Here is a 25,184-nt window from a genome sequence, read left to right on the forward strand (position 1 = left end):
GGACTCCTAATATGACGGACCGTCAGATCTGGAGGGAAGTGCCATGGACGCCAGCTTCACCGCCGAGCAGGACGAGATCCGCCGTACCCTCCGCGAACTGCTCCAAAAGCGGTGCGGATCAGAGGAGTTGCGCACCGCCGTCGATACCCCCGCCGGACACGACCCCGCCCTGTGGACCGCCCTCGCCCGGCAACTGGGCCTGCCCGGACTCGCCCTCCCCGAGGCCTACGGCGGGGTCGGCTGTACGGCGACCGAACTCGCCCTCGCGGCAGAGGAGACGGGACGTTTCCTGGCGCCGTCGCCGCTTCTCGCCACCGCCGTGCTCGTCGCGCCCCTCGTCCTCGCCCTCGGCACCGAGACCCAGCGCGCCCGCCTGCTGCCCCGCATCGCCGCCGGCTCCCTGACCGCCGCCCTCGCCGTACCCGGCACCGCCCTCACCACCGCCCTCACCCTCACCGGCCCCAACGGCGGGGAATGGGCGGGGGGCGGGCGCGCGGGCGGGGTGCAGGCCAGGCAGGTCGGGAGCTCCGGGTGGCGGTTGTACGGGCAGGTCGCGCAGGTTCTCGACGGGCACAGTGCCGAGTTGCTGGTCGTCGCCGCCCATGCCGGAGGCTTCGCGAGGTCGCGGACACTGCTGTTCCTGGTGGCGGGGGATGCGGACGGGCTTGTGCGCGTACGGCAGACCTCCCTCGACGCGACCCGGCCGCAGGCCCGGCTCGAACTACGGGATGTCGAGGGTGAGTTGCTCGGTGTCGACGACAGTCCTCGCGTTCTGCGGGAGCTCTCCGCCTCCGGCGACACCGTCGCCGCCGTGCTCGCCGCCGAGGCCGTCGGGGCCGCCGACCGGGCGCTGGAGCGGACCGTCCAATACGTCAAGCAGCGTGAGCAGTTCGGGCGGGCCATCGGGTCGTTCCAGGCGGTGAAGCACCGGTTGGCCGATGTGTATGTGCAGGTGCAGGCGGCCAAGTCGGCTGCCTACTACGCCGCTTGGGCGATCGGCCGGGAGGAGCGGGCCGGTGGGCTCGCGCTCGCTCAGGCGTTGGAAGCCCTGAGGACCGCTGCCGCCGAGGGCATTCAGCTGCACGGTGGGATCGGGTTCACCTGGGAGCACGACGCCCATCTCTATTTCAAGCGTGCCGCCGGTGACGAGCTGCTGTTCGGGCCGGTGCACCGGCTGCGGGCGTACGCCGCCGAGGGCGCGCACCTTTTCGAGAGCCGCGAGGTGACGGTGTGATCGGTGTGCGTGCGGTCCAGAAGGTGTCGTCGACCCGGGCGTTCGCGCGGATCGCCCCGCATGTCATCCCGGCCATGGACCGGACCGTGCACCGGCTCACGCGCGGGAAGGTGCTGCTCAGCGCCCAGATGCTGCCGGGGGTGATCCTGACCTCCATCGGGGCGCGGAGTGGGCAGGCGCGGCGCAGCCCCCTCGCCTGTATGCCGGAGGAGGGCGGCTGGGTGCTCGTCGGGTCCAACTTCGGACGGGCCGGTCATCCCGCCTGGACGTACAACCTCATTGCCCGTCCCGATGTCGAGATCAGCTGGAAAGGGCAGGAAATCCCCGTCACGGCACGGCTGTTGGAGGGGGAGGAGCGGGCGGAGGTGTGGAAGACCGCGCTGGCGTTCTGGCCGCCGTACGCCACGTACCAGAAACGGGTGGAGCGGGAGATCCGGCTGTTCCGGGTCGTGCGGCGGTGAACTCGTCGTGGATGCAGGGCAGGCGGTGGTCCACCGGAGTGAACCACCGCCCACGAGACAGGACTTGGCACCTGGAAGCAGGAACTGCTCCTACTTCGTCGGCTTCTTGCCGGTCACGCCCAGGTGGACCAACAGCGCCAGGTTCGGCTTGAGTTCAGCCTGCTTGACGCCCCACGTCTGGAAACCCTTCTGGTGCGAGGCGACGGCCGCGAGCATCGCGACCAGTGAACCGGCGATCGCCGCCGGGTTCACGTCCTTGTCGACCCTGCCCTTGGCCTGCAACTCGGCCACCGCGTCCGAGAGGGAGTTGTTCACGGAGTTCAGGATCTTCATCCGGATCTTGTAGAACCGTTTGTCTCCCTCGGCGGCTCCGAGGTCGACGACCCTGAGGATCGCGTCGTTCCTGCGCCAGAACTCCAGGAAACCGTCCACGAGTTCCTGGGAGGTCTGCCAACCCGCCTTGCCGACCCATGACCGGCCGGCCAGCAGTTCGGTCAACTGACCGCCCTCCGTGGCCATTTGCTCGGCGATCTCCAGGACGGCGCCTTCGACGTCCGGGAAGTACTGGTAGAAGGTCGCGGGTGAAGTCCCCGCCTTCCGGGCGACATCGATGACTTTGACGTCCCGGTAAGGGGAGGAGCTGAGCATCTCGCTTAGGCAGTCGAGCAGCTTCTGCCGGGTCGCCTGCCCACGCCGGCCGGCCACGCGGCCGTCGACGGTACGCACTTGTCCTGTCATGCCGTCAGCTTACCGAGGGGTGATCGGAGCGCGATTCGGCCGACTGCAAATGGGGTGCACGGGGGTCTAGAGGGTGGTGTGCCTGGTCTGCGGGGTGCGTGCGGCGCCGTTACTTTGACGGTATGGCCGAAAACAGGGCATCCGCGAAGGAAAAGACCTACGGAGAGGGCGTCCCCTGCTGGCTGGACGCGCAGCTGCCGGACCTGGCCGCGGGCAGGCGGTTCTACGGTGAGCTCTTCGGGTGGACCTTCGAGGAGGCGTACGGCGGCTCCGTATGGGCCCGCAAGGACGGCGAGGCCGTCGCGGCGCTCGCCCACAAGGCGGACGGGCGGATGCCGACCGTGTGGACGGTGTACTTCGCGACACCGGACGTGGTGCGGCTGAGCGGGCGGATCCGGGAGGCCGGTGGGCAGGTCGTGATGGCGCCGGTTTCCGTGGGGGAGCTGGGGACCGCCGTCCTCGCCGCCGACCCGGAGGGTGCCGTTTTCGGGCTGTGGCAGGCCGCCCGGCATTCCGGTTTCGGCACCCGGCACAAGGCGGGCACCTTCGGCTGGGCCGAGCTGTACACCCGCGACACGGAGGCCGCGAACACTTTCTACGGCGGACTTTTCACAGACGCCTTGTTCGGACCGGATGCCGCCCCTGATTTCGGGCGCGCTCCTGTCTCCGACGTCTTCCCGGTCGAGATGCCGCCGCATTTCCTCGTTCACTTCCGGGTCGAGGACATCGAGGCCGTACTGGGGGCCGTGCACCGGCTCGGCGGGCGGGTCCAGGTTCCGCTCTTCGAGACGTCGTACGGGAAAGTGGCGGTCGTCACGGACAATCAAGGGGCGTCGTTCGCACTGCTGCAACGATGACCGCAACGCTGACACCTGGATGTTTGTCCGGAGATATGGCGAGACACCCCGATTAGTCGCCGGGTTCGCAACCTGTGGCCCGGCCAGGAAGAATCAGGGTGCGTGCCGCCATGGCGGTGCGGTGGTGAGACGCTGCACGGGGTCGCGTACATATGTGGGTGGCGCGGCCCGTACGGGGAGGTGGCAGGCAAGTGGTGGATCAGCTGACGCAGCACGATCCGCGGCGGATCGGGCCGTTCGAGGTGCTGGGACGGCTGGGCGCGGGCGGCATGGGGCTGGTCTATCTCGCGCGCTCGGCGTCCGGCCGGCGGGTGGCGATCAAGACCGTGCGGACGGAACTCGCCGAGGACCAGCTGTTCCGGGTCCGCTTCACGCGCGAGGTCGAGGCGGCGCGGGCGGTCTCCGGTTTCTACACGGCGGCCGTGGTCGACGCCGATCCGCGGGCCGCCGTGCCGTGGCTGGCCACCGCGTACGTGCCCGCGCCCTCCCTCGAAGAGATAGTGAACGAGTGTGGGCCGATGCCGGCCCAGGCGGTGCGCTGGCTCGCGGCGGGGGTCGCGGAGGCGTTGCAGTCCATTCACGGCGCGGGTCTCGTTCACCGTGACCTCAAACCGTCCAACGTCCTCGTGGTCGAGGACGGGCCCCGGGTCATCGACTTCGGTATCGCCTCCGGGGTGTCCAACACACGTTTGACGATGACGAACGTGGCCGTGGGTACCCCGGCCTACATGTCTCCCGAGCAGGCGAAGGACTCCCGCAGCGTCACCGGCGCGAGTGACGTGTTCTCGCTCGGCTCGATGCTCGTCTTCGCCGCCACCGGACATCCTCCGTTCCATGGCGCGAACCCGGTCGAGACCGTCTTCATGCTGCTACGCGAAGGCCCCGACCTCCAGGGCCTCCCGGACGAACTGCGCCCGCTCATCGAGTCGTGCATGCAGATGGAGGCCACCGGCCGGCCCAACCCGGCCGACCTCCAGGCCCAACTCGCCCCGCACCTCTTCGGCTCCGGCTCCGACGACAGCGGTACGGCCTCGGCCTGGCTGCCCGAGCGCGCGGTGACCCTGATCGAGACCCGGCGCGGCGGTCGCCCGCCCGTGAAACCGACGCCCACCGCCGGGCGCAGCGGTGGTGGCGGGCGCGCTGCCGTACCGCCCCCGCCCTCCCACGACCCCGTCGTGCCCGTCCCGGTCGGCGCCCCCGACACCGGGCCCGTACGCCTGGCCGGCGCCCCGGTCCCCATCGGCCCCGGTCCCCGTGTCGCCGACGCCCGCGCCGCCGCCGTGAAGGCACCCCCTCCGGAGGCCGGCCTGGTCGCCTCCTGGTCCCGGCCCCGCCCCGGCGTCAACGGCGCCGACCCCGCCGCCGTACCCCCGCCCCCCGCGCTGCCCCCGGAAACGGCCTCCGGCTGGCGCCCCTGGCGGTTCCGTATGTCGAACGACGTCTGGGGTACCCCGACCGTCGCCGGTGACCTCGTCTACGTCACCTCCTTCGAGGTGCACGCCCTGGACGTACAGACCGGCCGCCGCTCCTTCAAGACCCGGGACGTCGCCTGGTCGATGGCGGTCGCGGACGGCCGTATCCACGCCTCGGACGGGCCCACCCTCTTCGCCCTGGACGCCCGCGAGGGCGGCGACCTGTGGCGGCTGTCCACCGAGGCCTGGGTGTACTCCCTCAAGGCCGAGCGCGGCACCGTCGTCACCGGCACACGCGGCGGCGGAGTACAGGCCTGGGAGGCGTCCAGCGGGCAGAAGCTCTGGCAGCTGTCCGGCGCGCAGACCGACTTCGAGTCCCCGGAGGCGGGCCCCGCGCTGCACGATGGCACCGTCTACGTCTGGCAGGACGCCCGCCTCCGCGCCCTGGACGCCCGGACGGGCGACGAGCGCTGGGCCTACCCGATCGGCGACGCGGCCTCCTGCGGTGGCGTCCCCGTACGGATCACCCCCGCCCCCGACGGTCAGGTCTACGTCGCCGCGGGCACCCGCGTCCTCTCCGTCGAGGTGGCGAGCGGCCGGGTCCGCTGGCACTTCGAGGCCCCGGCCGTCTTCCTCTGCCCGCCCACCTTCGCCCCCGGCCCCGCGGTCACGGGCGGGGGGATCTACCTCGCCGACTACCTCGGTACGGTCTACGCCCTCGACGCCGCCGACGGCCGCGACCGCTGGCGCATCGCGACCGAGTCCCGGGCGTCGATCGAACCGGTCCTCGTCGCCGCCGGCCACGTCCACGTCGGCAGCGGCAAGGGGCTCTACACGCTCGACGCGGTCACCGGTACACCCAAGTGGCGCTTCCAGGCCGGCGGCGACATCGTGGGCACCCCCGCGGTCGCCGAGGGCCGTATCCACTTCGGCTCCACCGACCACCTCCTCTACACCCTCAAGGCCGACGACGGCCGCCTCCGCTGGAAGCTCGCGACCGGCGGCGAGATCACCGGGGCACCGGTGGTCAGGGACGGCGTCGTGTACGCGTGCAGCAAGGACCGCTGCGTGTACGCCCTCGACGCGGAGAAGGGCACGGGCACCGCAAGGACCGCGTGAGCGAAGCCGGTTGGTCCCGGTTGGTACCATGATCGGATGCATACGCGGGGGCGCAGGCTCAAACTCACGGCGGTACTGGCACTGACGGTTCTCACCCTCACCGGCTTCTCCACCGGACGGCACCACAGCGGCAGCCGTCACGGTCACGGGAGCGGCGGGGGAGGGGGCGGGTGCAGCAGCGCCGGCCAGGACCACGACACGTCGACATCATCGACGTCAGGTGGATCGTCAGGCGGTTCGACGGGTAGCTCGGCGGACGACTATTCGGGCAGTACGTCCGGGGGCAGTTCGTACACCCACCGGCCCAACTACCGCTCCACACCCACCTCTACGGCCACCTCCGGCAGCGGCACCAGCCTGCTGGACGGTACGGCGAAGCTGGTGAGCTGCGCGACCGCGACCAAGCCGTACGCGACCGTAGAAGTCAGCAACCCCAACAGCCGCAAGGCCACCTTCTCCGTCGACGTCACCTTCCTGGACGCCCAGAACAGCGAGGTCGACTTCAACTTCGCGGACGTCAAGGTCCCGGCCAAGGGCAAGGCGACCGTCCGCGTCCCCGTGCGCGGCAGCTCAACCTCGGTCGACCACTGCCAAGTTGACCCCGAGGCCGACGCCACCCCCTAACGCAGCCGGTACTCCCGCTGCCGCCCGGCGAACAGCTCAGCCTGCCGTTCGTCGGGCAGATTCCCGAGCGCGATCAGCGGCGGCGCCTGCGCATAGGCCTGCGCCCGTGCCGCCTCCTTCGCCGCCCACAACGCCCGCACGGTCCCCTGGACACCCTCGGTCGGATACCCGGCGATGACGGTCGCGCAGGCCACGGCCGCCTCCAACGCCCGCCCGGGCTCGGTGAGTTCGGAGACCAGCCCGAGCTCGTACGCCCGCCGCGCGGAGATCCGCTCCGCCGTCCCCATGAGCATCATCCGCGCGACCTCGCCGTACGGCATCCGGTGCGCCATCAGCACCGACTCGTACGCGCTGACCATCCCGTACGTGGTGTGCGGGTCGAAGAACACGGCGGTCGGGTCGGCGACCACGAACTCGCTCTCGCCCAGCAGATAGAACGCCCCGCCGCAGGCCATCCCGCGCACGGCGGAGATCACCGGCTTCCAGAGGTCGTTGGCCTTCGGGCCGATGTGCAGCAGTGGATCGTCCTGCATGTAGGGCGAGTTGGGCTGCGGGACCACCGAGTCCCGGTCGAGCCCGGTGCAGAAGGCGCGCTCCCCGGCCCCGGTGAGGACGACGGCCCGTACGGAGTCGTCGAACCGCAACTCCCGCCACGTCGTGCTGAGTTCGGCGGCCGTGGCGAGGTCGATGGCGTTGAGCTTGCGCGGCCGGTCGAGGGTGACGACCGCGACGCCGGTGTCCTTGTCGACGGAGACGGTGAGGGTGGTGGGAGTGGTGGGAGTCATGACCGCTCCAGAACCCACTGCGGAAGCCCGCCCTCGTCGAACACGACCTGCACCCGCGCCCCGATCCGAATCCGGCCGGGGGCAACGGAGTTGAGCGCGGCCCCGGCCTCGCTGACGAGGTTGCCGACCAGCCGGATGCGCGGGGCGTCGACCAGCTCGACGACGATCACGTTGTAGGGCGCGACGGCGGCGTAGTCGGGAAGTAGCGGGGGGTGGGGAAAGACGTACGACCAGACCCGCCCGCGCCCGCTCACCGGCCGCCACTCACTCGCGAAGGACTGGCAGTGGGGGCAGCAGGGGCGGGGTGGGAAGCGGGGTTCGTCGCAGTCGGCGCAGGTCTGGACGCGGAGTTCGCCGTCGCGGGCGTACTGCCAGAAGGGGGCGCCGTCGGTGTCGGTGAGCGGAGTGAGCATGGCGGTCGACTCCTCATTTCACGTCGTGAGCAGCAGGGCGGAGGTGGGGACGCCCTCGCCCGCCGTCACCAGGCAGGTGGCGGCGTCCGGGACCTGGGCGGTGCTGGTGCCGCGCAACTGCCGTACGCCCTCGTTGATCAGGTTGAAGCCGTGGACGTACGCCTCGGAGAGCCCGCCGCCGCTGGTGTTCAGGGGGAGTTGGCCGCCGATCTCCAGAGCGCCCCCCTCCGTGAAGGCGCCGCCTTCGCCGCGTCCGCAGAAGCCGTAGCCCTCCAGGGAGAGCGGGACGAGGGCGGTGAACGCGTCGTAGATCTGGGCGACATCGACGTCCTGCGGGGTGAAGTCGGCGTGTTTCCACAGGTGTCGGGCGGCGGTCCAGGCGGGGCCGGTGAGGGGATCGTCGTTCCAGTAGTTGACCATGCCGTGGTGCTGGGCGGGGAGGCCCTGGGCGGCGGAGTGGATGTACACGGGGGTGCTCCGGCAGTCGCGGGCGCGTTCGCGGGAGACGATCACGCAGGCCAACGCCCCATCGGTCTCAAGGCAGTTGTCGAAGAGGCAGAGGGGTTCGCTGATCCAGCGGGAGGTCATGTACATCTCGCGGGTGAGGGGCCGGTCGTACATGATCGCGGCCGGGTTCTGGTTGGCCCTGTTCCGGCAGGCGAGGGCGACGTTGAAGAGGTGGTCGCGGGTGGCGCCGTACTCGTACATGTAGCGGCGGGTGAGCATCGCTATCTCGTCCGCCGGGCGGAGGAGGCCGAAGGGGCGGGTCCACTGGGCGGGGGTGGGGAGTTGGCGGGTCGTGTTGGTCCACGGTCTCGCCCCGCTGCCGCGCTTCCGGGACCGCCAGGCCACGCCGACCGTCGCCTGCCCGGCGGCGATGGCGGTGGCGAGATGCGCGACGGTTGCACATGAACCCCCGCCCCCATACCCCACCTTGCTGAAGAAGGTCAGGTCCCCGAAGCCGACCGCCTTGGCCAGCTCGACCTCGTCCGTCTCCTCCATCGTGTAGGAGGCGAGGGCGTCGACCGCGCTCGGGGCGATGCCCGCGTCGTCGAGGGCGGCGAGCACGGCACGACACGCCAAGGTCCGCTCGTCCTCGGGGAGTTGCTTGGCGAAGGAGGTCTGCCCGATGCCGACGATCGCGGTCGCGTCCTTCAGTCCGGCCATGCGATGTCCGGCCGTGCGCTGTCCCGCCATGCTCTGTGCGGCCATGTTCTGTGCACCTCCGCGTGACACCGGGGCTGCTGACAGGGCGTCAGGCTACAGCTAATCTGACGGGTAGTCAGCTAGTGGGTGTGGGGAGGCCGTTCATGCGCGGAGACGTGGAGTGGGGCACGGTCCCGGGCCTGGTGCGCTCGGCCGCGGAACGGTACGCGGATGCCGAGGCGGTGGTGGAGGGCCGGACCCGGATCTCCTACGCCGAACTGGGCGCCCGGGTGGAGCGGGCGGCGGCCGCCTGCATGGCCGCCGGGGTCGAGGTCGGCGACCGGGTGGGCATCTGGGCGCCGAACTCGACGGACTGGATCGTCTCGGCGCTGGGCGCGGTGTCGGCGGGCGCGGTGCTGGTGCCGCTGAACACGCGGTTCAAGGGGAGCGAGGCCGCGTATGTGCTGCGCAGCAGCGGGGCGCGGTTGTTGTTCGTGACCGGGACGTTCCTGGGGACGTCGTACGTGGCGTCGCTGCGGCGGGCGGCGGGGGAGGGGGCCGGGGACGGTCCGCTGCCCGGACTTCCGGCGCTGGAGCAGGTGGTGGTGCTGGCCGATGACGCGCCCGCCGACTTCCGTACCTGGAAGGACTTCCTCGCGGGCGGGGAGGGGGTGGGCGCGGCGGAAGTACGGGAGCGGGAACGGGAGTTGGACGGTTCGACGGTCTCGGACATCATCTTCACGTCCGGCACGACGGGCAGGCCGAAGGGCGCGGTGATCACGCACGCGCAGACGCTGCGGGGATACGAGATCTGGAGCGACCTGGCGGGGCTGAGACAGGGCGACCGCTACCTCGTCGTGAACCCCTTCTTCCACACCTTCGGCTACAAGGCGGGTGTGATCGCCTGTCTGATGCGGGGCGCGACGATGATCCCGCAGCCGGTGTTCAACGTCGACACGGTGCTCGCGAACATCGCGGCGGAACGGGTGTCGGTGTTGCCGGGGCCGCCCACCCTCCACCAGTCCCTCCTCGACCACCCCGCCCGCGACGCGCACGACCTCTCGGCGCTGCGGCTGGTGGTGACCGGCGCGGCGGTGGTGCCGTTGCGGCTGGTGGAACGGTTGCGGGGCGAGCTGGGAGTAGGGACCGTCCTCACGGCGTACGGCCTCTCGGAGGCCAGCGGCATCGTGACGATGTGCCGGCGCGGGGACGATCCGGCGGTCATCGCGTCGACGTCGGGGCGGGCGATTCCGGGCACGGAGGTGCGGGTGGAGGCGCCTCCCGGTACCCCGGGCGAGGTGCTGGTCCGCGGCTTCAACGTCATGCGGGGCTACTACCAGGACGCGGCGGCCACGGCGGAGGTCCTGGGCGAGGACGGCTGGCTGCGCACCGGTGACGTCGGCGTCCTGGACGACGAGGGCAATCTCCGGATCACCGACCGCATCAAGGACATGTTCATCGTCGGCGGCTTCAACGCGTACCCGGCGGAGATAGAGCAACTCCTCGGCGTCCATCCCGACGTTGCGGACGTCGCGGTGATCGGCGTACCGGACGCACGGCTCGGCGAGGTCGGCAAGGCGTACGTCGTACGACGCCCGCACGTGACACTGACCGGCGACGACCTGATCGCCTGGGCGCGACGGGAGATGGCGAACTACAAGGTCCCGCGGGTGGTGGAGTTCGTGGCGGAGCTGCCTCGGAACGCGAGCGGGAAGGTGGTCAAGGGGGAGCTGCGGGGGCTGTGAGCGGCCCCCTGTCGTCCCGGTTGTCCTGCGGTACGGCCCGGCCCGCCACCGCCGTCCGCCCCCGGACACACATCGGCCGCGACGGCTCCCCCCAGAGCAGTCGCGGCCGATCCCCCGTGCTGGGAGATGGTCTAGCTGGGTTCGGACGTCACGTGGGTGTTGTCCGGGGTGTCGGTCCCGTCGTCCGCCAGGACGGTGACGTGGGTGTTCAGCGGCTTGATCGGGCTGCTGGTCACATGGGTGTTGAGTGGCGTGATCTCCTCGCCGGCGGGCTCGTCGGTGACGTGCGTGTTGTCCGGCGTGACCGTGTCGTTCTCGGTGTCGCTCATGGTGGTGCCTCCCCTGTTGGAGCAAGTCGGAACTGTGAGAGACCCGTCCGGTCACTCCCCCGAGGATGACCGGACGGGTACTCGGTCGCCCACCCTAGATGCAGGAAAAGGCGACCTCACCGGCGGTCCGTCTGCCCCCCGACGCGACGGATCGACTACGAAGAGACTGCCGGGCGGCGATAAACGAACGATGAACGCCGCCCGGGTCCCCGGCCGGGCCGAGGGAGCCCCTGAGGAAGAGCCCTAGGAAGTCGAGACCGGGCTGAGGAGCGAGCGCACCTGTGCGGCCTCCGGCGAGTCCAGCCCCTCGTAGATCTCCAGGGCTTCACGCAGGCAGACCTGGGCCCGCCCGGAGTGTCCGATCCCGTTCAGCGCCCTGCCCAGCACGGTGAGCACATGCGCGCGACGCCATTCGCCGCCGATTCCCCGGAGGACGGTGAGCGCCATCTCGGCATTGCTCGCGGCGCCGGCCTGCCTGCGGGCGTCGAGGTCGACCTCCGCGAGCCGGCAGAGCGTCATGCCCTCCCACAGGCGCTGGCGGCTGGAGCGGAAGACCCGGAGGGCCTCCTCCAACTGCTCGGCGGCGTTGGCGTGTTGGCCCGTCTTGCCGAGGGCCATCCCGAGCGCGTAGTGCCCGTTCGCCCCCCGCAGGGAGTGGCCCAGGTTCTCGTAGATGTCGACTCCCTGCCGGGCGAGTTCGACCGCCGATTCGGCACGGCCCGTCGCGAGGTGGAGACGGGACAGGTTGCAGAGGGCGGCCGCCGCTCCCGCCATGTCGCCGCAGTGCCGGAACTTCGTGATGGCCCGGCCGAAGTGGTCCTCGGCGTCCTGGTGCCGGTTCTGGTAGAAGGCGATGCCGCCGAGGATGTTCGCCGCCCAGCAGGACGGCAGCAGGTCGTCGGTGGTCTCCGCGAGCCGGAACGCCTCCTGCGCCTCCCGGTATCCCATGTCGAAGAGCCCGGAGAAGAGGCGCGCGTTGCTCAGGACGACCGACGCCCGTCCCTCCGCCCGGACGTCGCCCTCGGCACGCGCGGCATCACGAAGGGCCGCCGCGGCCGTCTCGTACTCCTTCGAGTTGGCGCCCGACTCGGCGAGGTCGACCGACGCCCACATGAGGTCGATCGCACGGCGCAGGGTGCCCTTCTCCGTGGACTGCCGTACGCAGGCGAGCAGCGGTACGGCCTCCAAGTAGAGCCAGTCCCAGGCCGCTTGGCGGTTCACGAAGGTCAGGCCCTCGACGGCGGTCGGCTCCAGGTGGTCCACCAGCCGGTCCCCGGGGCGTTCGATCGCGTAGACCCCCGCCGCCGTCGCCAGATAGAAGTCCAGCAACCGCGAGAGCGCCGCCCCCCGCTCGGTCGGCGACGACTCGTCCCGCTCCGCGCACGCACGCGCGTAGAGCCGCACCAGATCGTGGTACCGGTAGCGTCCGGGAGCCGCCGATTCGACAAGTGACGTGTCTACGAGGGACTCCAGCACGTCCTCCGTCTCCTCGACCGGGAGGTCCAGCACCGCCGCGGCCGCCGCGAGGGAGATGTCCGGGCCGTCGGCGAGGCCCAGCAGGCGGAACGCTCGTGCCTGGGCCGGCTCCAACTGGCCGTAGCCCAGCTCGAAGGTGGCCTTCACGGCCAGGTCGCCGGCCTGGAGTTCGTCCAACCTCCGTCGCTCGTCGGCGAGTTTGGCGGCGAGGACGGAGACCGTCCAGGTACGGCGGGCCGCGAGGCGGGACGCCGCGATGCGGATCGCGAGGGGCAGGAAGCCGCACGCCGCCACCACGTCCAGGGCGGATTCCCGTTCGGCGGCGACGCGTTCGGCGCCGACGATCTTCGTGAAGAGTTGCAGCGCCTCCTCGGGGGACATCACGTCCAGGTCGATGAGATGTGCTCCGGCGAGGTCCACCATCCGTACGCGGGATGTCACCAGTGCCGCGCAGCCCTCCATACCGGGGAGCAGGGGGCGTACTTGCGCCGCGTCCCGCGCGTTGTCCAGCAGTACCAGCACCCGCCGCCCGTCCAGCGCCGACCGGTACAGCGCGGACCGTTCCTCCAAGGAGTCCGGTATCGCGGAGTCCGCGGTGCCCAACGCCCGCAGGAACGCGCCCAGTACGGTCTCCGGCTCGGCGGAGCGGGAGCCCGCGCCCTGGAGATCGACGTACAACTGGCCGTCGGGGAAGGTGGATCGGGCCTGGTGGGCCACGTGGACGGCGAGAGTTGTCTTCCCCACTCCGCCGATGCCCGCCAGCGCCGACACCGCCATCACGCGGCCCTCGGCCGAGGCCAGGACGTCGATCAGTTCGGTCACGAAGGAGACGCGGCCGGTGAAGTCGGGGACCGTCGCCGGGAGTTGGTGGGGGCGGACCGGTGTCGGCACGGTCTCCGCCGCCGGCGCGGAGGGCTCCGCCAGGCCCGGGTCGGCCTGGAGGATGCGGTTCTGGAGTTCGCGCAGGCCCGGGCGCGGGTCCACGCCCAGCTCGTCGGCGAGCAGGCGCCGGGTGTCCGCGTACACGGCCAGAGCCTCCGCCTGGCGGCCGGAGCGGTACAGGGCGAGCATCAGCAGTTCGCGGAGGCGTTCGCGAAGCGGGTGGGCCGCGGTGAGGGCGGTCAACTCACTGACCGCCTCCGCGTGGCAGCCCTGCTCCAGGTCCATGTCCAGCCGGGATTCCAGGAGTTGGAGCCGCCACTCCTCCAGACGGACCCGCTGCGCCTCCGCGTAGGGCCCGGGGAGTCCGGCCAGCGGCTCGCCGTCCCACAGCGCGAGCGCCCGGCCCAGCAGGTCCCGCGCATGGCCCAGGTCGCCCGCCGACTTCGCCTTCTCCGCCTCGTTCGCCAGGTCGTGCACCTCGGCCACGTCCAACGCGCCCTCGGGCAGCCCCCGTACGGCGTACCCGCCCGACTCGCTGACCAGCACCCCGGCGTCCAGCGACTTGCGCAGCCGGGACGCGTACGTCCGCACCGCGGCCAGCGCCTGCGACGGAGGTTCGTCACCCCACAGTGCGTCGATCAGCTCACCGGCGGTCGCCGTGCGGCCCTCGCGCAGCAACAGCGCGGCCAGCAGGGCGCGTTGCTGCGGCGAGCCCGTGTTCAGCGAAACAGGGCCCCGCCAGGCACGTACCGGACCGAGCACGCTGAAGCGCAGCGCGGTCGACTCCTTCGAGCCGGACCCGGGGCGCCGCTGCTCCGGTACTCGCGGTCCACCGTCCATCGCCGTTCCCCCTAGGCAAGCCTGTTAACTACGACAGTTTGCCTTGTCCGCGCCCGATGCGTCAGCTCTCGGGGGCGCCGGTCACAGGTGGCCACGCGGGATATCACAAGGCCCTCACACCGCCTACGCACAGTTCCGCACACAACCGAGCATCCCGAACCCGGATCCAGCTAGCTGACGGGTCGTCAGATCGGCGCTACCGTGAGCGCCATGGACACCCAGAACCCCCAGGCGACCGACCAGGCGGCCCTCCCTCTGATCATCTCCGTCGACGACCACACCGTGGAGCCCGCCGACGTCTGGCAGCACCGGCTGCCCAAGAAGTACCTGGACACCGGCCCGCGCATAGTCCGCGCGCCACTGAAGGAAATGACGTTCCTCGGCGGCCGGTTCAAGCCCGTCATGGGCGAACCCGGCGACGACGGCCCCATCGGCGACTGGTGGGTCTACGAGGACCTGCACCGACCCCTCACCCGCCTCGACACGGCCGTCGGCTACAGCAGGGACGAGATCAAGCTCGAAGTCATCACTTACGAGCAGATGCGGCCGGGCTCCTACGACGTCCCGTCCCGGCTCGCCGACATGGACGTCAACCACGTCCAGTCCGCGCTGTGTTTCCCCACCTTCCCGCGCTTCTGCGGCCAGACGTTCACCGAGGCCGCCGACCGCGAACTCGGGCTGCTGTGCGTCCGCGCCTACAACGACTGGATGGTGGAGGAGTGGTGCGGCCCGGACGCGAACGGCCGCCTGATACCACTCCCTCTCATCCCGTTGTGGGACCCGGAGTTGGCCGCCGCGGAGGTCCGCCGCAACGCCGCCCGCGGCACCCGTGCCGTCGCCTTCTCCGAGATACCCCCGCACCTCGGCCTGCCCTCCATCCACACCGACGCCTGGGACCCGTTCCTCGCCGCCTGCGCCGAGACCGGCACGGTCATCGCCATGCACATCGGCTCCAGCAGCCGTATGCCGTCGACGTCTGCGGACGCGCCGCCCGCCGTCGGGTCGACGATCACCTTCGCCAACTGCTGCTATTCCATGGTGGATTGGCTGATGAGCGGCAAGTTCGAGCGCTTCCCGGACCTCAAAGTCATGTACGCCGAGGGCCAGATCGGCTGGATCCCCTACATCCTGGAGCGCGCCGACGTGGTCTGGGAGGAGAACCGCGCCTGGGGCGGCGTCGCCGACAAGGTCCACCGCCCGCCGTCCGAACTCTTCACCGAGCACGTCTACGGCTGCTTCTTCGACGACGCGTTCGGCCTGAAGAACCTCGACTCGATCGGCGTCGGCAACGTCCTCTACGAGACCGACTACCCCCACTCCGACTCCACGTGGCCCAAGTCCCGCGAGGTCGGCGAGGCACAGATGGGCCACCTGGCACCGGACGTGGTCGAACGGATCGTACGAGGCAACGCGATCGACCTGCTGGGCCTGACCCCGGCCGGCCTGTGGGAGGGCCCCAAGTGACCAGCCTCGGCTACGGCATTCAGCTGCCCGTCCAGTCCCAGAGCACCATCTACGCCGAGCCCTGGGAGGCCGACGCCGGTCCCGCCGACCTCGTCGAGATCGCGCGGGCCGCCGACCGGGCCGGCTTCGACTACATCGCGGGCTGCGACCACGTCGGCGTCCCGCGCCGCCTCGCCGCCGCCATGAGCACGATCTGGTACGACCCCGTCGCCACCCTCTCCTACCTCGCGGGCGTCACCGAACGCGTCCGCCTGCTCAGCCATGTCGCGGTCGTAGGACTGCGGCACCCGCTGCTCACCGCCAAGCAGTACGCCACCCTCGACCACCTCAGCGGGGGCCGGCTGATCCTCGGGGTCGGCGCCGGGCACGTACAGGAGGAGTTCGAGGCGCTGGGGGTCGACTTCGAGCGCCGGGGGCCCGTTCTCGACGAGTCGATCGACGCGTTGCGTGCCGCGCTCGGACCGGACGAATTCCCGGAGCACCACGGCAAGTTGTACGACTTCGAGGGGCTCGGGCAGCGGCCCCGGCCCGCGCAGGAACACGTCCCGCTCTGGGTCGGAGGGTCGTCCCCCGCCGCCGTACGCCGGGCCGCGCTCAAGGCGGACGGCTGGTTGCCGCAGGGCGACCCGCGCGACAAGCTGCCCGCGCAGATCGAGCGGATACGGCGACTGCGCGAAGAGGCCGCCGTGGAGGGGCCGTTCGTGTTCGGGGCGATCACCGAGCCGCTGTACATCGGCGATCCGGGGTGGGAGGTCGGGCGGCGCACGCTCACCGGGGCGCCCGAAATCCTCGCCGAGTCCCTTCGCGCCTATCGGGCGATGGGCGTGGACCAGATCCAGGTGCGGTTCCGCTGCCGCGACCGGGCCGAACTCACCGACCAGATAAGCGAGTTCGGGACCGAGGTGGGGCCGCTGCTCTGATCACGCCGCTGATCACAACCTGTTTGAACACGGTTACGCCGAGCCGCGTATGTACGGACGTACGGACGTGATGGCTCCGGCGGAAGGACCCCGAAGTGCGATCCTCCCAGCGCCTCTCCCTCGTGTTCGCCTCCGCCGGGGGCACCTGGCCGCACGACGACTGGCCGGCCCCGGACGATCCGTTCGTCAGCAGCGTGCTCAGGGTCTCCCCGCCCTACCGCGGGCTGCGCGACACCACGGCGGACGTCGTCGTCCTGCGCTGCGAGGACCCGGAGGTGACCTTCCCCGGGCTGCTGACCGCCCTGCGTGCACGGGAAGTTCCGGTGCTCGTCGTCAGCCCGCGCCAGGACACCGAGGCGGTGCTCGACGTGTTCCGGGCCGGGGCGGGCTATCTCGTCGAGGGCGACCACTGCGGCCAGATGCTGTCCTCGGCGGCCATGGCGGCGGCCGTAGGACACACGTACCTCTCGCCGTCCGCGGCCGCGGCCCTGCGCGAGGGGGCGCGGCGGATGGCCGCGACCGACGACGCGATGGAGCGGCTGCGCGCCCTGCTCTCGCCGCGCGAGCAGCAGATCATGGAGCTGCTGTCGACCGGCCTGGGCGCACAGCAGATCGGGCAGCGCCTACGGCTGAGCGAGAAGACCGTGCGCAACAACCTCAGCAACATCTATGCCAAGTTGGACGCCAGGAGCGGCACGGACGCGGTCCTGCGCTGGCTGGGAGCCACGCCCGTGCTTCGCACCTGAGAATCGGGGCAACCGGATATCAGGGTGCCGGAACCTCCGACAGCGGAATCTCCACGTCGGTGACATTGGCGCCGCCCTCACCGAACCCGGCCTCCTCGGACTGGAGGGCCTTCGTGGAATTCGGCACGGCATCGGCGGCGGTCGTCTCGCATTTCACATTCCGCAGCCAAAGGCGCCCGTCGGGCGTTCCGTTGTTCAGGATCTGCGGATAGAAGACGTGCACGGTGGCCGCTCCCTCGCTCGGCGCGAAGAACACCGTCTGGCCGTCCTGTGCCTCCTTGTACGTCGCCTTCAGGAATCCGCTGACATCGGTGCGCTTGGCGGACCACATGAAGAAGGCGGTGCTGTCCGCCTGCACGGTGTCCGTCCGGCTGAACGCGAGGGTGGTCGTCTTGTCGTCGCGCGTGATGTTGATGGTCGACGTGCTGAATTCCAGGCCGACTTCGAAGAGCGAGTTCCCGAGTTTCGTACCGGCCTCGGTGACGGTTCCCTCCTCCACCTGAAGGGTTCTCGTCACCGACGTGCTCACGTTGAAGGTCTTCGTCGCGGTGCCCGTGGAACCGCAGTTGTCGGACACCGGGGAGACGCGTTCGTTGGGCCCGAGGCTGTTCGCCTTGAACTGCACGTCCACGAACTGGCAGTCGGCCAGTCTGTCGGAGTCCGTGGAGCAGTCGGCGCTCACTTCGGACGGGGTGGCGGCGTTCGCCTGGTTCATCAGCGGGACGATCACCGCGAGTGCCGCGACGGGGGCCAGGGCGAGGGTGATGCGCTTCTTCTTGCTCCGGTGACTTCTCGTGCGGCCGTTCCGGGACATGGGTATCTCCAGTGAGGTGTAAGGGAGTTGAGCTGCGGGTTCCTTAAGGCGGGCCGAGGCTCAGCAGTCCTCCAGGACCGCCTTCGAGGTGCCGTCCACGACACCGGGAGCACCGGCCGCAGCCGGCAGGACGACGGGTCCCTCGACGACATCCGGCGCCACGAAGTTCTGCTCGGGGCTGGCCGGCAGGGTGGTGGTCTGTTCCCGGGCGTCGACACGCACCCGCCACTCACCGGTCATGCGCTGCAACTTGGGCGTGAACTCCATGTGGAGCACCTTGCCGACCGGCACGTCCCGCGCTTCCGTGTCCCCGGCCGTCGCCGACTTCACGGTCATGTCGAGGGTGCCCTTGTGCTTGCTCCAGGACCCGCTCAGAAATCCGAACAGGCCGCCCGCGGCGCCCTGTTGGGTGGAGACGTACGTGCCCTGCCCCTGGGCAGCGGTCGACGACCAGGTGATGGAGACCTTGGCCGGATCGGTCGCGTTCGGCTCGCAGTTGGGGAAGTCGATGGACGCCTTTTCGGTGGGCCCGTCGAAGGTCTCGAAGTTCGTCTCGGCGAAATCGCAGTTGTCGGCGGCGAAACCGTCCGCGAAGGAGCCGCCGAAATCCTCGACCGTCCGTTTCTCGCCATTGACCACGGCGGACCTCTCGCACATCGCCATGATCTCGTCCGGCGTCTTCGCGTCGGCCGCGTTCGCCGACGGCAGCAGCGTGATGACCACCCCGCCGGTGGCGAGTGCCGCGCCGATCGCCACGTACCTGACTTTCCTGTTGCGCAATCTCCGCTTTGCCATACCCGGCATTCTTGGAGCCAAGCCGAGGTATGGACAGAGTCAAATGTCCCTACTCGGCGGTCACTTGAAGTGTGCTTGTGCACTCGATGTGTGCTTGTGCAAGGTCTCCCTCGTGCGCGAGGAGTCCCTTCCCTCTATCTGACGCTTCGTCAGATACGGCGCTACGATGCCCTGCATCCACCGATCCCGAGGAGGCCCGCATGGGCAAGCTGGACGGGCGTGTCGTCATCGTCACCGGGGCGGCGCGCGGGCAGGGGGAGCAGGAGGCACGGCTGTTCGCGGCCGAGGGCGCGAAGGTCGTCGTGGCCGATGTGCTGGACGAGCAAGGGGAGGCGCTGGCCAAGGAGTTGGGCGCGTCCGCGTCCTACGTCCATCTCGACGTCGGCGAGGAGGCGGACTGGCGTGCCGCCGTGGGAGCCGCCAAGGAGGTGTACGGGCGGATCGACGGGCTGGTCAACAATGCCGGGATCCTGCGGTTCAACTCCCTTGTGGACACGCCGCTTGAGGAGTTCATGCAGGTCGTGCGGGTCAACCAGGTGGGCTGCTTCCTCGGGATCAAGACCGTGGCGTCGGCGATGGAGGACGGTGGCACGATCGTCAACACGGCCTCGTACACGGCGGTCACGGGGATGGCGGCCGTCGGGACCTACACCGCCACCAAGCACGCGATCCTCGGGCTCACCCGGGTGGCCGCGCTGGAGCTGGCGAGCCGGCGGATCCGGGTCAACGCCGTCTGCCCCGGGGCCGTGGACACCGCGATGTCCAACCCGGCGCGGCTCGACCCGGACGCGGACCCGGAGGAGATGACCCGGGCGCTGGACGAGCTGTACCGCAAGCTCGTGCCGCTGGGGCGGATCGGGCGGGCCGACGAGGTGGCGCGGCTGGCGCTGTTCCTGACGTCGGACGACTCGTCGTACATCACCGGGCAGCCGTTCGTGATCGACGGGGGCTGGCTGGCCGGGGTCAGTGTCATCTGACGTCACCTGATGTCATCCGGCGCCATCTGACGAGGCGTCATCTATTGACGAATCTGACGGTACGTCAGAAAGTCGTAGCACTCATAGGAACCATCTGGACTGGGGACGGTGAACCTCCTTGGAATTCGGGCTCTTTGTACAGGGATACGTGGGCAAGCGTGCCGAGACGGACCCGCTGGCCGAGCACAAGGCGCTGATGGAGGAGACCGAGTACGTCATCCAGGCGGACAAGTCCGGCTTCAAGTACGCCTGGGCGTCCGAGCACCACTTCCTGGAGGAGTACTCGCACCTCTCGGCCAACGACGTCTTCCTCGGCTACCTCGCCCACGCCACCGAACACATCCACCTCGGGTCGGGCATCTTCAACCCGCTCGCCCAGGTCAACCACCCGGTGAAGGTCGCCGAGAAGGTCGCGATGCTCGACCATCTCACCGGCAACCGCTTCGAGTTCGGCAGCGGGCGGGGTGCCGGGTCGCACGAGATCCTCGGGTTCATGCCGGGGGTGACCGACATGAACTACACCAAGGAGATCTGGGAAGAGACCATCGCCGAGTTCCCCAAGATGTGGCTCCAGGACGAGTACGTCGGCTTCCAGGGCAAGCACTGGCAGCTGCCGCCGCGGAAGATCCTGCCGAAGCCGTACGGGAAGGCGCACCCCGCGATGTGGTACGCCGCCGGGTCGCCTCCCTCGTACGCCATGGCCGCGCGCAAGGGGCTGGGGGTGTTGGGGTTCAGCATCCAGAAGGTGTCCGACATGGAGTGGGTGCTGGAGCAGTACAAGACGGCGATCGTGAACGCCGAGCCGGTCGGGGCGTTCGTCAACGACAACGTCATGGTGACCACGACGGCGATCTGTGCGCCGACCCATGACGAGGCGATCCGGATCGCCACGAGTGGGGGGCTGCACTATCTGCCCTCGCTGGTGTTCCGGTACCACGACACGTTTCCTCGGCCTGAGGGGTTCCCTGTGTGGCCGGAGACGCTGCCCGAGTACACGCCGGAGTTCGTCGAACTCCTCGTGGAGGAGGAGCTGTTGATCTGTGGGGATCCGGATGAGGTGCTCACTCAGTGCAAGCGGTGGGAGCAGGCGGGGGCGGATCAGCTGAGCTTTGGGTTGCCGGTGGGGGTGCCCAAGGAGGAGACGTTGCAGACGATTCGGTTGATCGGGGAGCACGTGGTTCCGAAGATCGATACGGATCCTGTGCATCGGACTACGCGGTTCCGGGAGACGGCCTGAGGTCTCGTTGCGGGGTGCGGGTCGGCTGTGGCTGGTCGCGCAGTTCCCCGCGCCCCTAAAAGCAAAGGGCGTTGAACCTAACGGAGTTGAGGAGGCCCAGCCCCATGCTCGATCACGTCATCAAAGGTGTCACCGTCGTTGATGGGACGGGGGCGGCCGGGTTTGTCGCCGACGTCGGTATACGGGACGGGCGGATCGCCGTCATCGGTACGGTGGTTGAGGAGTCCCGGACGTCGGAGGACGCGAGCGGGCTTGTGCTCGCGCCCGGGTTCGTCGACCCCCACACCCACTACGACGCCCAGCTCTTCTGGGATCCGTATGCCACGCCCTCCCTCAATCACGGGGTGACTACCGTCGCCGCCGGGAACTGTGGGTTCACGCTCGCGCCGCTGATGGCGGAGGACGCTGATTACACGCGGCGGATGATGTCCAAGGTCGAGGGGATGTCGCTGGTCGCGCTGGAGGAGGGGGCGCCCTGGAGTTGGCGTGGGTTCGGGGAGTACCTGGACGCGCTCGAAGGGCGGATCGCCGTCAACGCCGGGTTCATGGTGGGGCATTGTGCGCTGCGGCGGTATGTGATGGGGGCGGATGCCGTGGGTGGGCAGCCGAGTGAGGAGCAACTCGGCGAGATCGTGCGGTTGTTGCACCAGGCGATGGACGCGGGGGCGTGGGGGTTCTCCACGACTCAGTCCAGCACTCACTCCGACGGGGACGGGAAGCCCGTTGCCTCCCGGCATGCACTGCCCGCCGAACTCATCGCCATGTCCAGGGCAGTTGGGGAGCATGAAGGTACGCAGATCGAGGCGATCGTCGCCGGGTGTCTGGATCAGTTCAGTGACGCGGAGATCGATCTGTTCGTCGAGATGAGCGCGGTGGCCGGGCGGCCGTTGAACTGGAACGTGCTGACCATCGATGCCGCCGTGCCCGAGCGGGTGCCCCGGCAGCTGTTCGCGAGTGAGCGGGCGCGGAAGGCCGGGGGGCGGGTCGTCGCGCTGACCATGCCGATCCTCACGCCGATGAACATGTCCCTCGGCACCTTCTGCGCGCTGAACCTGATACCCGGGTGGGGACCGATTTTGAGCCTGCCCGTACCCGAGCGGATCGCCAAGCTGCGGGAACCGGACGTGCGCGCCGAGATGCTGCGGAGCGCCAACTCCAGGGAGGCGGGCGTCTTCCGGCGGCTCGCGAACTTCGGGCGGTATGTGATCGGGGACACGTACAGCGACGCCAACGAGGGGCTGACCGGGCGGGTGGTCAAGGACATCGCCGCCGAGCGAGGTCAGGAGCCCTTCGAGTGTCTCGTCGAGATCTGCGCGGCTGATGAGCTGCGGACGGTGCTTTGGCCGATGCCTTCCGACAACGACCCGGCCTCCTGGGCGCTGCGCGCCGAGACCTGGCAGCACGAGGACGTGCTACTCGGTGGGTCCGACGCCGGGGCGCATCTGGACCGGATGTGCGGGGCGCCGTACACGACCCGGTTCATCGGGGACTGCGTGCGGGGGCGGAAGTTGGTGGGGCTGGAGCAGGCCGTGAAGATGCTCACCGATGACCCGGCCCGGTTGTTCGGGCTGCGGGAGCGGGGGCAGGTGCGGGAGGGATGGCATGCGGACCTGGTGCTCTTCGACCCGGAGCGCATCGACGCCGGCAAGGCCACCCTGGTGCACGACCTGCCGGGCGACAGTCCGCGCCTGGACTCCAAGGCGATCGGCATAACGGCCGTGTGGGTCAACGGAGTCGAGGCCATCCGGGGCGACGTGGTGAGCGGGAACGTGCCGGGGCGGGTGCTGCGGTCGGGGCGGGACACCAGGACGGTGAGCACCAAGTGAGTTCCGAAGTCGGTTCTCAAGTCGCTGATGGGCAGCGGTTGTTCGTCGGGGGTGAGTGGGTCGAGCCGGATGGTGGGTACTACGCCGTGGTCGATCCCGCGACCGAGGAGACCGTGGGGTGGGCACCGGAGGCCTCGCGGGAGCAGGTGTTCGCCGCTGCCGCCGCTGCCCGGGAAGCCTTCGGGCCGTGGTCGCGTACGCCGGCCGAGGAGCGGGCGGCGATTCTCGGGCGGGCGGCGGACATCATCCGTCGCGGGCTCGTGTCGTACGCCGAACTCGCCCAGGCGGAGACCGGCGCCACGACCGGGACCGCGCGGGGCATGCAAGTGGGCGTCGCCGCGGCCCGGTTCCGGCGCTACGCGACCGTGGAGCCGGCCGAGTGGGCGATCGCGCCGCAGGTCAACGAGGCGGGGCCGTTCGGGCGGGCGGCTGTCATGGGCGCGATCGCCGTGCGGCAGCCGGTGGGTGTGGTTGCCTGCATCACGTCGTACAACAACCCCTGGGCGAACCCCGCCGGGAAGATCGCCCCCGCCCTGGCCATGGGCAACACGGTCGTCGTGAAACCGGCGCCGCAGGACCCGCTGTCCGTCTACCGGATGGCCGGGGCCCTGGAGGCGGCCGGGGTGCCGCGCGGGGTCGTGAACGTCGTCAACGGGCAGTCGGTGGAGGTGGGGGAGGCCGCAGTCGAGTCCGGTGACGTCGACATGGTCAGCTTCACCGGTTCCACGGCCGTCGGGCAGCGGATCGCCGAGGTGTGCGGGCGGGGCATGAAGCGGCAGTTGATGGAGCTGGGCGGGAAGGGGGCGGCGGTCGTCTTCGACGACGCGGACCTCGCGTCCGCGGTCTCCGGGATCGGTACGACCTTCTCCTTCTACAGCGGGCAGATCTGTACGGCGCCCACGCGGGTGCTGGCGCAGCGGGGTGTGTACGAGCGGGTCGTGGAGCAACTGGCCGCTTATGCGCGGGCGTTGAAGGTCGGCGATCCGCGCTCGCCGGACACGGTCGTCGGGCCGGTGATCTCGGCGGCACACCGGGAGCGCGTCGAGTCGTACGTCGAACTGGGCCGGAAGGAGGGCGCGGTGGTCGTCGCGGGCGGCGAACGCCCCTCCGACGGACCGGGGTTCCTCGTCGCCCCCACCGTCCTCGCCGACTGCGGCCCCGAGATGCGGGTCGTCCGCGAGGAGATCTTCGGCCCGGTCGTCGTGGTCGTCCCCTTCGACGACGAGGAGGAGGGCATCACCCTCGCCAACGACAGCGACTACGGCCTCATCGACTACGTGTGGTCGGGGGACGTGGCCCGGGCGTTCCGGGTGGCACGGCTGTTGCGGGCCGGCGGGGTGGGCGTGAACACCGTGGGGCGCAACATGGAGGCGCCGTTCGGGGGGTTCAAGAAGAGCGGGGTCGGGCGGGATGTGGGGTCGTACGCGCTGCACGCGTACAGCGAGGTGCAGGCGATCGTGTGGCCGGGGTGACGTTCTCCGGTCCTGCTACCGGTACCAGTCGTCGCCCTCGGACGTGAGCGATCGGGCGACGTAGTCCCGCAGGTCCCGGGCCACCCACCGGCGGCTGTCGTCCTCGTGCTCCCACACGAAGACGTCGGGCCGCCCGTCGGGAACACGCACGAACGCGAACTGGTCGCCGCCGCCGTTGTCACCGAAGAACAGCAGGGGCTCGAACGGCATGTAGAGGTCGGCGAACATCGGGTCCGACCAGAAGTGCAGGTTGTCCGCGACGATCCGTTCGAGGGGCCAGACGGTGGCGAGTCCGTACGGGCCGCGGATGCCGTCCGTCTCCTGGAGCAGGTCCGCGAGCGCGGCGGGGAGCCGCCGTCCGAGCCGCCGCTCCGCCGCGCGGAGGGCCGACGTATCGACCGGAACGTCGAACTCGGTCTCCGAGCAGGCCTGTTGGGCGGTGTCTCTCCACATGCGTGCAGGTTAGGCGGGCTCAGTCCCCCAGATCCACCCGCACCGTCAGCAGGCTCGACCCCATCGCCTTCACCGCCGCGCTGTTGAAGCGGGGCAGGGTGCGCAGGCGGGCCTGGGGGTCGTCGTCGGGGAGGAGATGGGCCGTGCCGGTGTGCCAGCGGCCCATGATGCGGACCCGGACCTTCGGGTTCGCCTTGATGTTGCGGACGTACTGGGAGAGCTCGCCGAACTCCGATACGAGCCAGAACGTGTCGCCGATGCGGCGGCCGCCGAGCGGGGTGCGGCGCGGCTGACCGGAGACCCGGCCGGTGGTCTCCAGGACGGTCTGGGTGGGGAGGTGGCGGGTGACCGAGTTCAGCACGCGTTGGATCCGGCTGATGGTGCGGTACTTGGCCTCGGGGTTCGATGTGGGCATCGGT

The 25,184-nt window shown here is 70.1% G+C and carries 23 protein-coding genes; 13 read left to right on the forward strand and 10 right to left on the reverse strand.

The window, feature by feature from the left end; all coding sequences use genetic code 11:
• The first annotated feature begins 43 nt into the window (after positions 1–43).
• Both OG194_RS26530 and OG194_RS26535 read left to right on the forward strand, forming a co-directional pair.
• Positions 44–1,234, forward strand: coding sequence for an acyl-CoA dehydrogenase family protein (locus tag OG194_RS26530; RefSeq protein ID WP_327403294.1), 1,191 nt, complete (start codon positions 44–46; stop codon positions 1,232–1,234).
• Positions 1,231–1,695 (forward strand): nitroreductase/quinone reductase family protein, encoded by a 465-nt coding sequence (locus OG194_RS26535; protein ID WP_327403295.1) that lies wholly within the window; start codon positions 1,231–1,233, stop codon positions 1,693–1,695. The genes OG194_RS26530 and OG194_RS26535 overlap by 4 nt, the downstream gene beginning before the upstream one ends.
• A gap of 90 nt (positions 1,696–1,785) precedes the next feature.
• Here OG194_RS26535 and OG194_RS26540 read toward each other — a convergent pair whose 3' ends face one another.
• Positions 1,786–2,433, reverse strand: a complete 648-nt coding sequence (locus OG194_RS26540; RefSeq protein WP_327403296.1) for a TetR family transcriptional regulator — start codon at positions 2,431–2,433, stop codon at positions 1,786–1,788.
• A 122-nt stretch (positions 2,434–2,555) separates the two neighbouring features.
• Between OG194_RS26540 and OG194_RS26545 the strand changes: the two genes are divergently transcribed.
• From OG194_RS26545 to OG194_RS26555, 3 genes are all read left to right on the forward strand, one after another.
• Positions 2,556–3,290 (forward strand): VOC family protein, encoded by a 735-nt coding sequence (locus tag OG194_RS26545; RefSeq protein WP_327403297.1) that lies wholly within the window; start codon positions 2,556–2,558, stop codon positions 3,288–3,290.
• A 191-nt stretch (positions 3,291–3,481) separates the two neighbouring features.
• Positions 3,482–5,821: a serine/threonine-protein kinase gene (locus tag OG194_RS26550; RefSeq protein ID WP_327403298.1), complete on the forward strand. Its 2,340-nt coding sequence runs from the start codon at positions 3,482–3,484 to the stop codon at positions 5,819–5,821.
• 36 nt (positions 5,822–5,857) lie between these two features.
• A complete protein-coding gene (locus OG194_RS26555) occupies positions 5,858–6,445 on the forward strand; it encodes a hypothetical protein (RefSeq protein WP_327403299.1) in 588 nt (195 codons plus the stop codon).
• Here OG194_RS26555 and OG194_RS26560 read toward each other — a convergent pair.
• From OG194_RS26560 to OG194_RS26570, 3 genes are read right to left on the reverse strand one after another with little or no spacing between them, the layout of a single operon-like run.
• On the reverse strand, positions 6,442–7,230 hold the full coding sequence (locus OG194_RS26560) for an enoyl-CoA hydratase/isomerase family protein (RefSeq protein ID WP_327403300.1): 789 nt from the start codon (positions 7,228–7,230) through the stop codon (positions 6,442–6,444). The two genes, OG194_RS26555 and OG194_RS26560, sit on opposite strands and share 4 nt — an antisense overlap.
• Positions 7,227–7,643, reverse strand: a complete 417-nt coding sequence (locus OG194_RS26565; RefSeq protein ID WP_327403301.1) for a Zn-ribbon domain-containing OB-fold protein — start codon at positions 7,641–7,643, stop codon at positions 7,227–7,229. Before OG194_RS26565 ends, OG194_RS26560 begins: the two co-directional genes overlap by 4 nt.
• Positions 7,644–7,661: 18 nt before the next feature.
• A complete protein-coding gene (locus OG194_RS26570; RefSeq protein WP_327407217.1) occupies positions 7,662–8,810 on the reverse strand; it encodes a lipid-transfer protein in 1,149 nt (382 codons plus the stop codon).
• Positions 8,811–8,953: 143 nt separating this feature from the next.
• Here OG194_RS26570 and OG194_RS26575 point away from each other — a divergent pair, with 143 nt between their 5' ends.
• Entirely contained in the window at positions 8,954–10,534 is a 1,581-nt protein-coding gene (locus OG194_RS26575; RefSeq protein WP_327403302.1) for a FadD3 family acyl-CoA ligase, read from the forward strand.
• A 131-nt stretch (positions 10,535–10,665) separates the two neighbouring features.
• Here the strand turns inward: OG194_RS26575 and OG194_RS26580 are convergent, their stop codons facing one another.
• Together OG194_RS26580 and OG194_RS26585 are read right to left on the reverse strand one after the other, a co-directional pair.
• Positions 10,666–10,863, reverse strand: coding sequence for a hypothetical protein (locus OG194_RS26580; protein WP_033286503.1), 198 nt, complete (start codon positions 10,861–10,863; stop codon positions 10,666–10,668).
• 243 nt (positions 10,864–11,106) lie between these two features.
• Positions 11,107–14,061 (reverse strand): AfsR/SARP family transcriptional regulator, encoded by a 2,955-nt coding sequence (locus tag OG194_RS26585; protein WP_327403303.1) that lies wholly within the window; start codon positions 14,059–14,061, stop codon positions 11,107–11,109.
• 210 nt (positions 14,062–14,271) lie between these two features.
• Between OG194_RS26585 and OG194_RS26590 the strand changes: the two genes are divergently transcribed.
• From OG194_RS26590 to OG194_RS26600, 3 genes are all read left to right on the forward strand, one after another.
• On the forward strand, positions 14,272–15,525 hold the full coding sequence (locus OG194_RS26590) for an amidohydrolase family protein (protein ID WP_327403304.1): 1,254 nt from the start codon (positions 14,272–14,274) through the stop codon (positions 15,523–15,525).
• Positions 15,522–16,445, forward strand: a complete 924-nt coding sequence (locus tag OG194_RS26595) for an LLM class F420-dependent oxidoreductase (protein ID WP_327403305.1) — start codon at positions 15,522–15,524, stop codon at positions 16,443–16,445. The genes OG194_RS26590 and OG194_RS26595 overlap by 4 nt, the downstream gene beginning before the upstream one ends.
• Positions 16,446–16,540: 95 nt before the next feature.
• Entirely contained in the window at positions 16,541–17,191 is a 651-nt protein-coding gene (locus tag OG194_RS26600; protein ID WP_327403306.1) for a response regulator transcription factor, read from the forward strand.
• A gap of 19 nt (positions 17,192–17,210) precedes the next feature.
• On the opposite strand, the gene OG194_RS26605 is transcribed toward OG194_RS26600, so the two are convergent.
• Positions 17,211–18,005, reverse strand: coding sequence for a hypothetical protein (locus tag OG194_RS26605; RefSeq protein ID WP_327403307.1), 795 nt, complete (start codon positions 18,003–18,005; stop codon positions 17,211–17,213).
• Positions 18,006–18,065: 60 nt separating this feature from the next.
• Positions 18,066–18,800 (reverse strand): hypothetical protein, encoded by a 735-nt coding sequence (locus OG194_RS26610; RefSeq protein ID WP_327403308.1) that lies wholly within the window; start codon positions 18,798–18,800, stop codon positions 18,066–18,068.
• 200 nt (positions 18,801–19,000) lie between these two features.
• Here OG194_RS26610 and OG194_RS26615 point away from each other — a divergent pair, with 200 nt between their 5' ends.
• The 4 genes from OG194_RS26615 to OG194_RS26630 all read left to right on the forward strand — a co-directional run bounded on the left by OG194_RS26615 (position 19,001) and on the right by OG194_RS26630 (position 24,312).
• On the forward strand, positions 19,001–19,777 hold the full coding sequence (locus OG194_RS26615) for an SDR family NAD(P)-dependent oxidoreductase (protein ID WP_327403309.1): 777 nt from the start codon (positions 19,001–19,003) through the stop codon (positions 19,775–19,777).
• Between the two features lie 118 nt (positions 19,778–19,895).
• Positions 19,896–21,014 (forward strand): LLM class flavin-dependent oxidoreductase, encoded by a 1,119-nt coding sequence (locus OG194_RS26620; protein WP_327403310.1) that lies wholly within the window; start codon positions 19,896–19,898, stop codon positions 21,012–21,014.
• A 104-nt stretch (positions 21,015–21,118) separates the two neighbouring features.
• Positions 21,119–22,840, forward strand: coding sequence for an N-acyl-D-amino-acid deacylase family protein (locus tag OG194_RS26625; protein ID WP_327403311.1), 1,722 nt, complete (start codon positions 21,119–21,121; stop codon positions 22,838–22,840).
• On the forward strand, positions 22,837–24,312 hold the full coding sequence (locus OG194_RS26630) for an aldehyde dehydrogenase family protein (protein ID WP_327403312.1): 1,476 nt from the start codon (positions 22,837–22,839) through the stop codon (positions 24,310–24,312). Before OG194_RS26625 ends, OG194_RS26630 begins: the two co-directional genes overlap by 4 nt.
• Before the next feature lie 15 nt (positions 24,313–24,327).
• On the opposite strand, the gene OG194_RS26635 is transcribed toward OG194_RS26630, so the two are convergent.
• Both OG194_RS26635 and OG194_RS26640 read right to left on the reverse strand, forming a co-directional pair.
• Entirely contained in the window at positions 24,328–24,765 is a 438-nt protein-coding gene (locus tag OG194_RS26635) for an SMI1/KNR4 family protein (protein ID WP_327403313.1), read from the reverse strand.
• 19 nt (positions 24,766–24,784) lie between these two features.
• Positions 24,785–25,180 (reverse strand): nitroreductase/quinone reductase family protein, encoded by a 396-nt coding sequence (locus tag OG194_RS26640; protein WP_327403314.1) that lies wholly within the window; start codon positions 25,178–25,180, stop codon positions 24,785–24,787.
• Between the last annotated feature and the right edge of the window lie 4 nt (positions 25,181–25,184).

The organism is Streptomyces sp. NBC_01288, from assembly GCF_035982055.1.
In the GTDB taxonomy this organism is placed as follows: Bacteria; Actinomycetota; Actinomycetes; order Streptomycetales; family Streptomycetaceae; genus Streptomyces.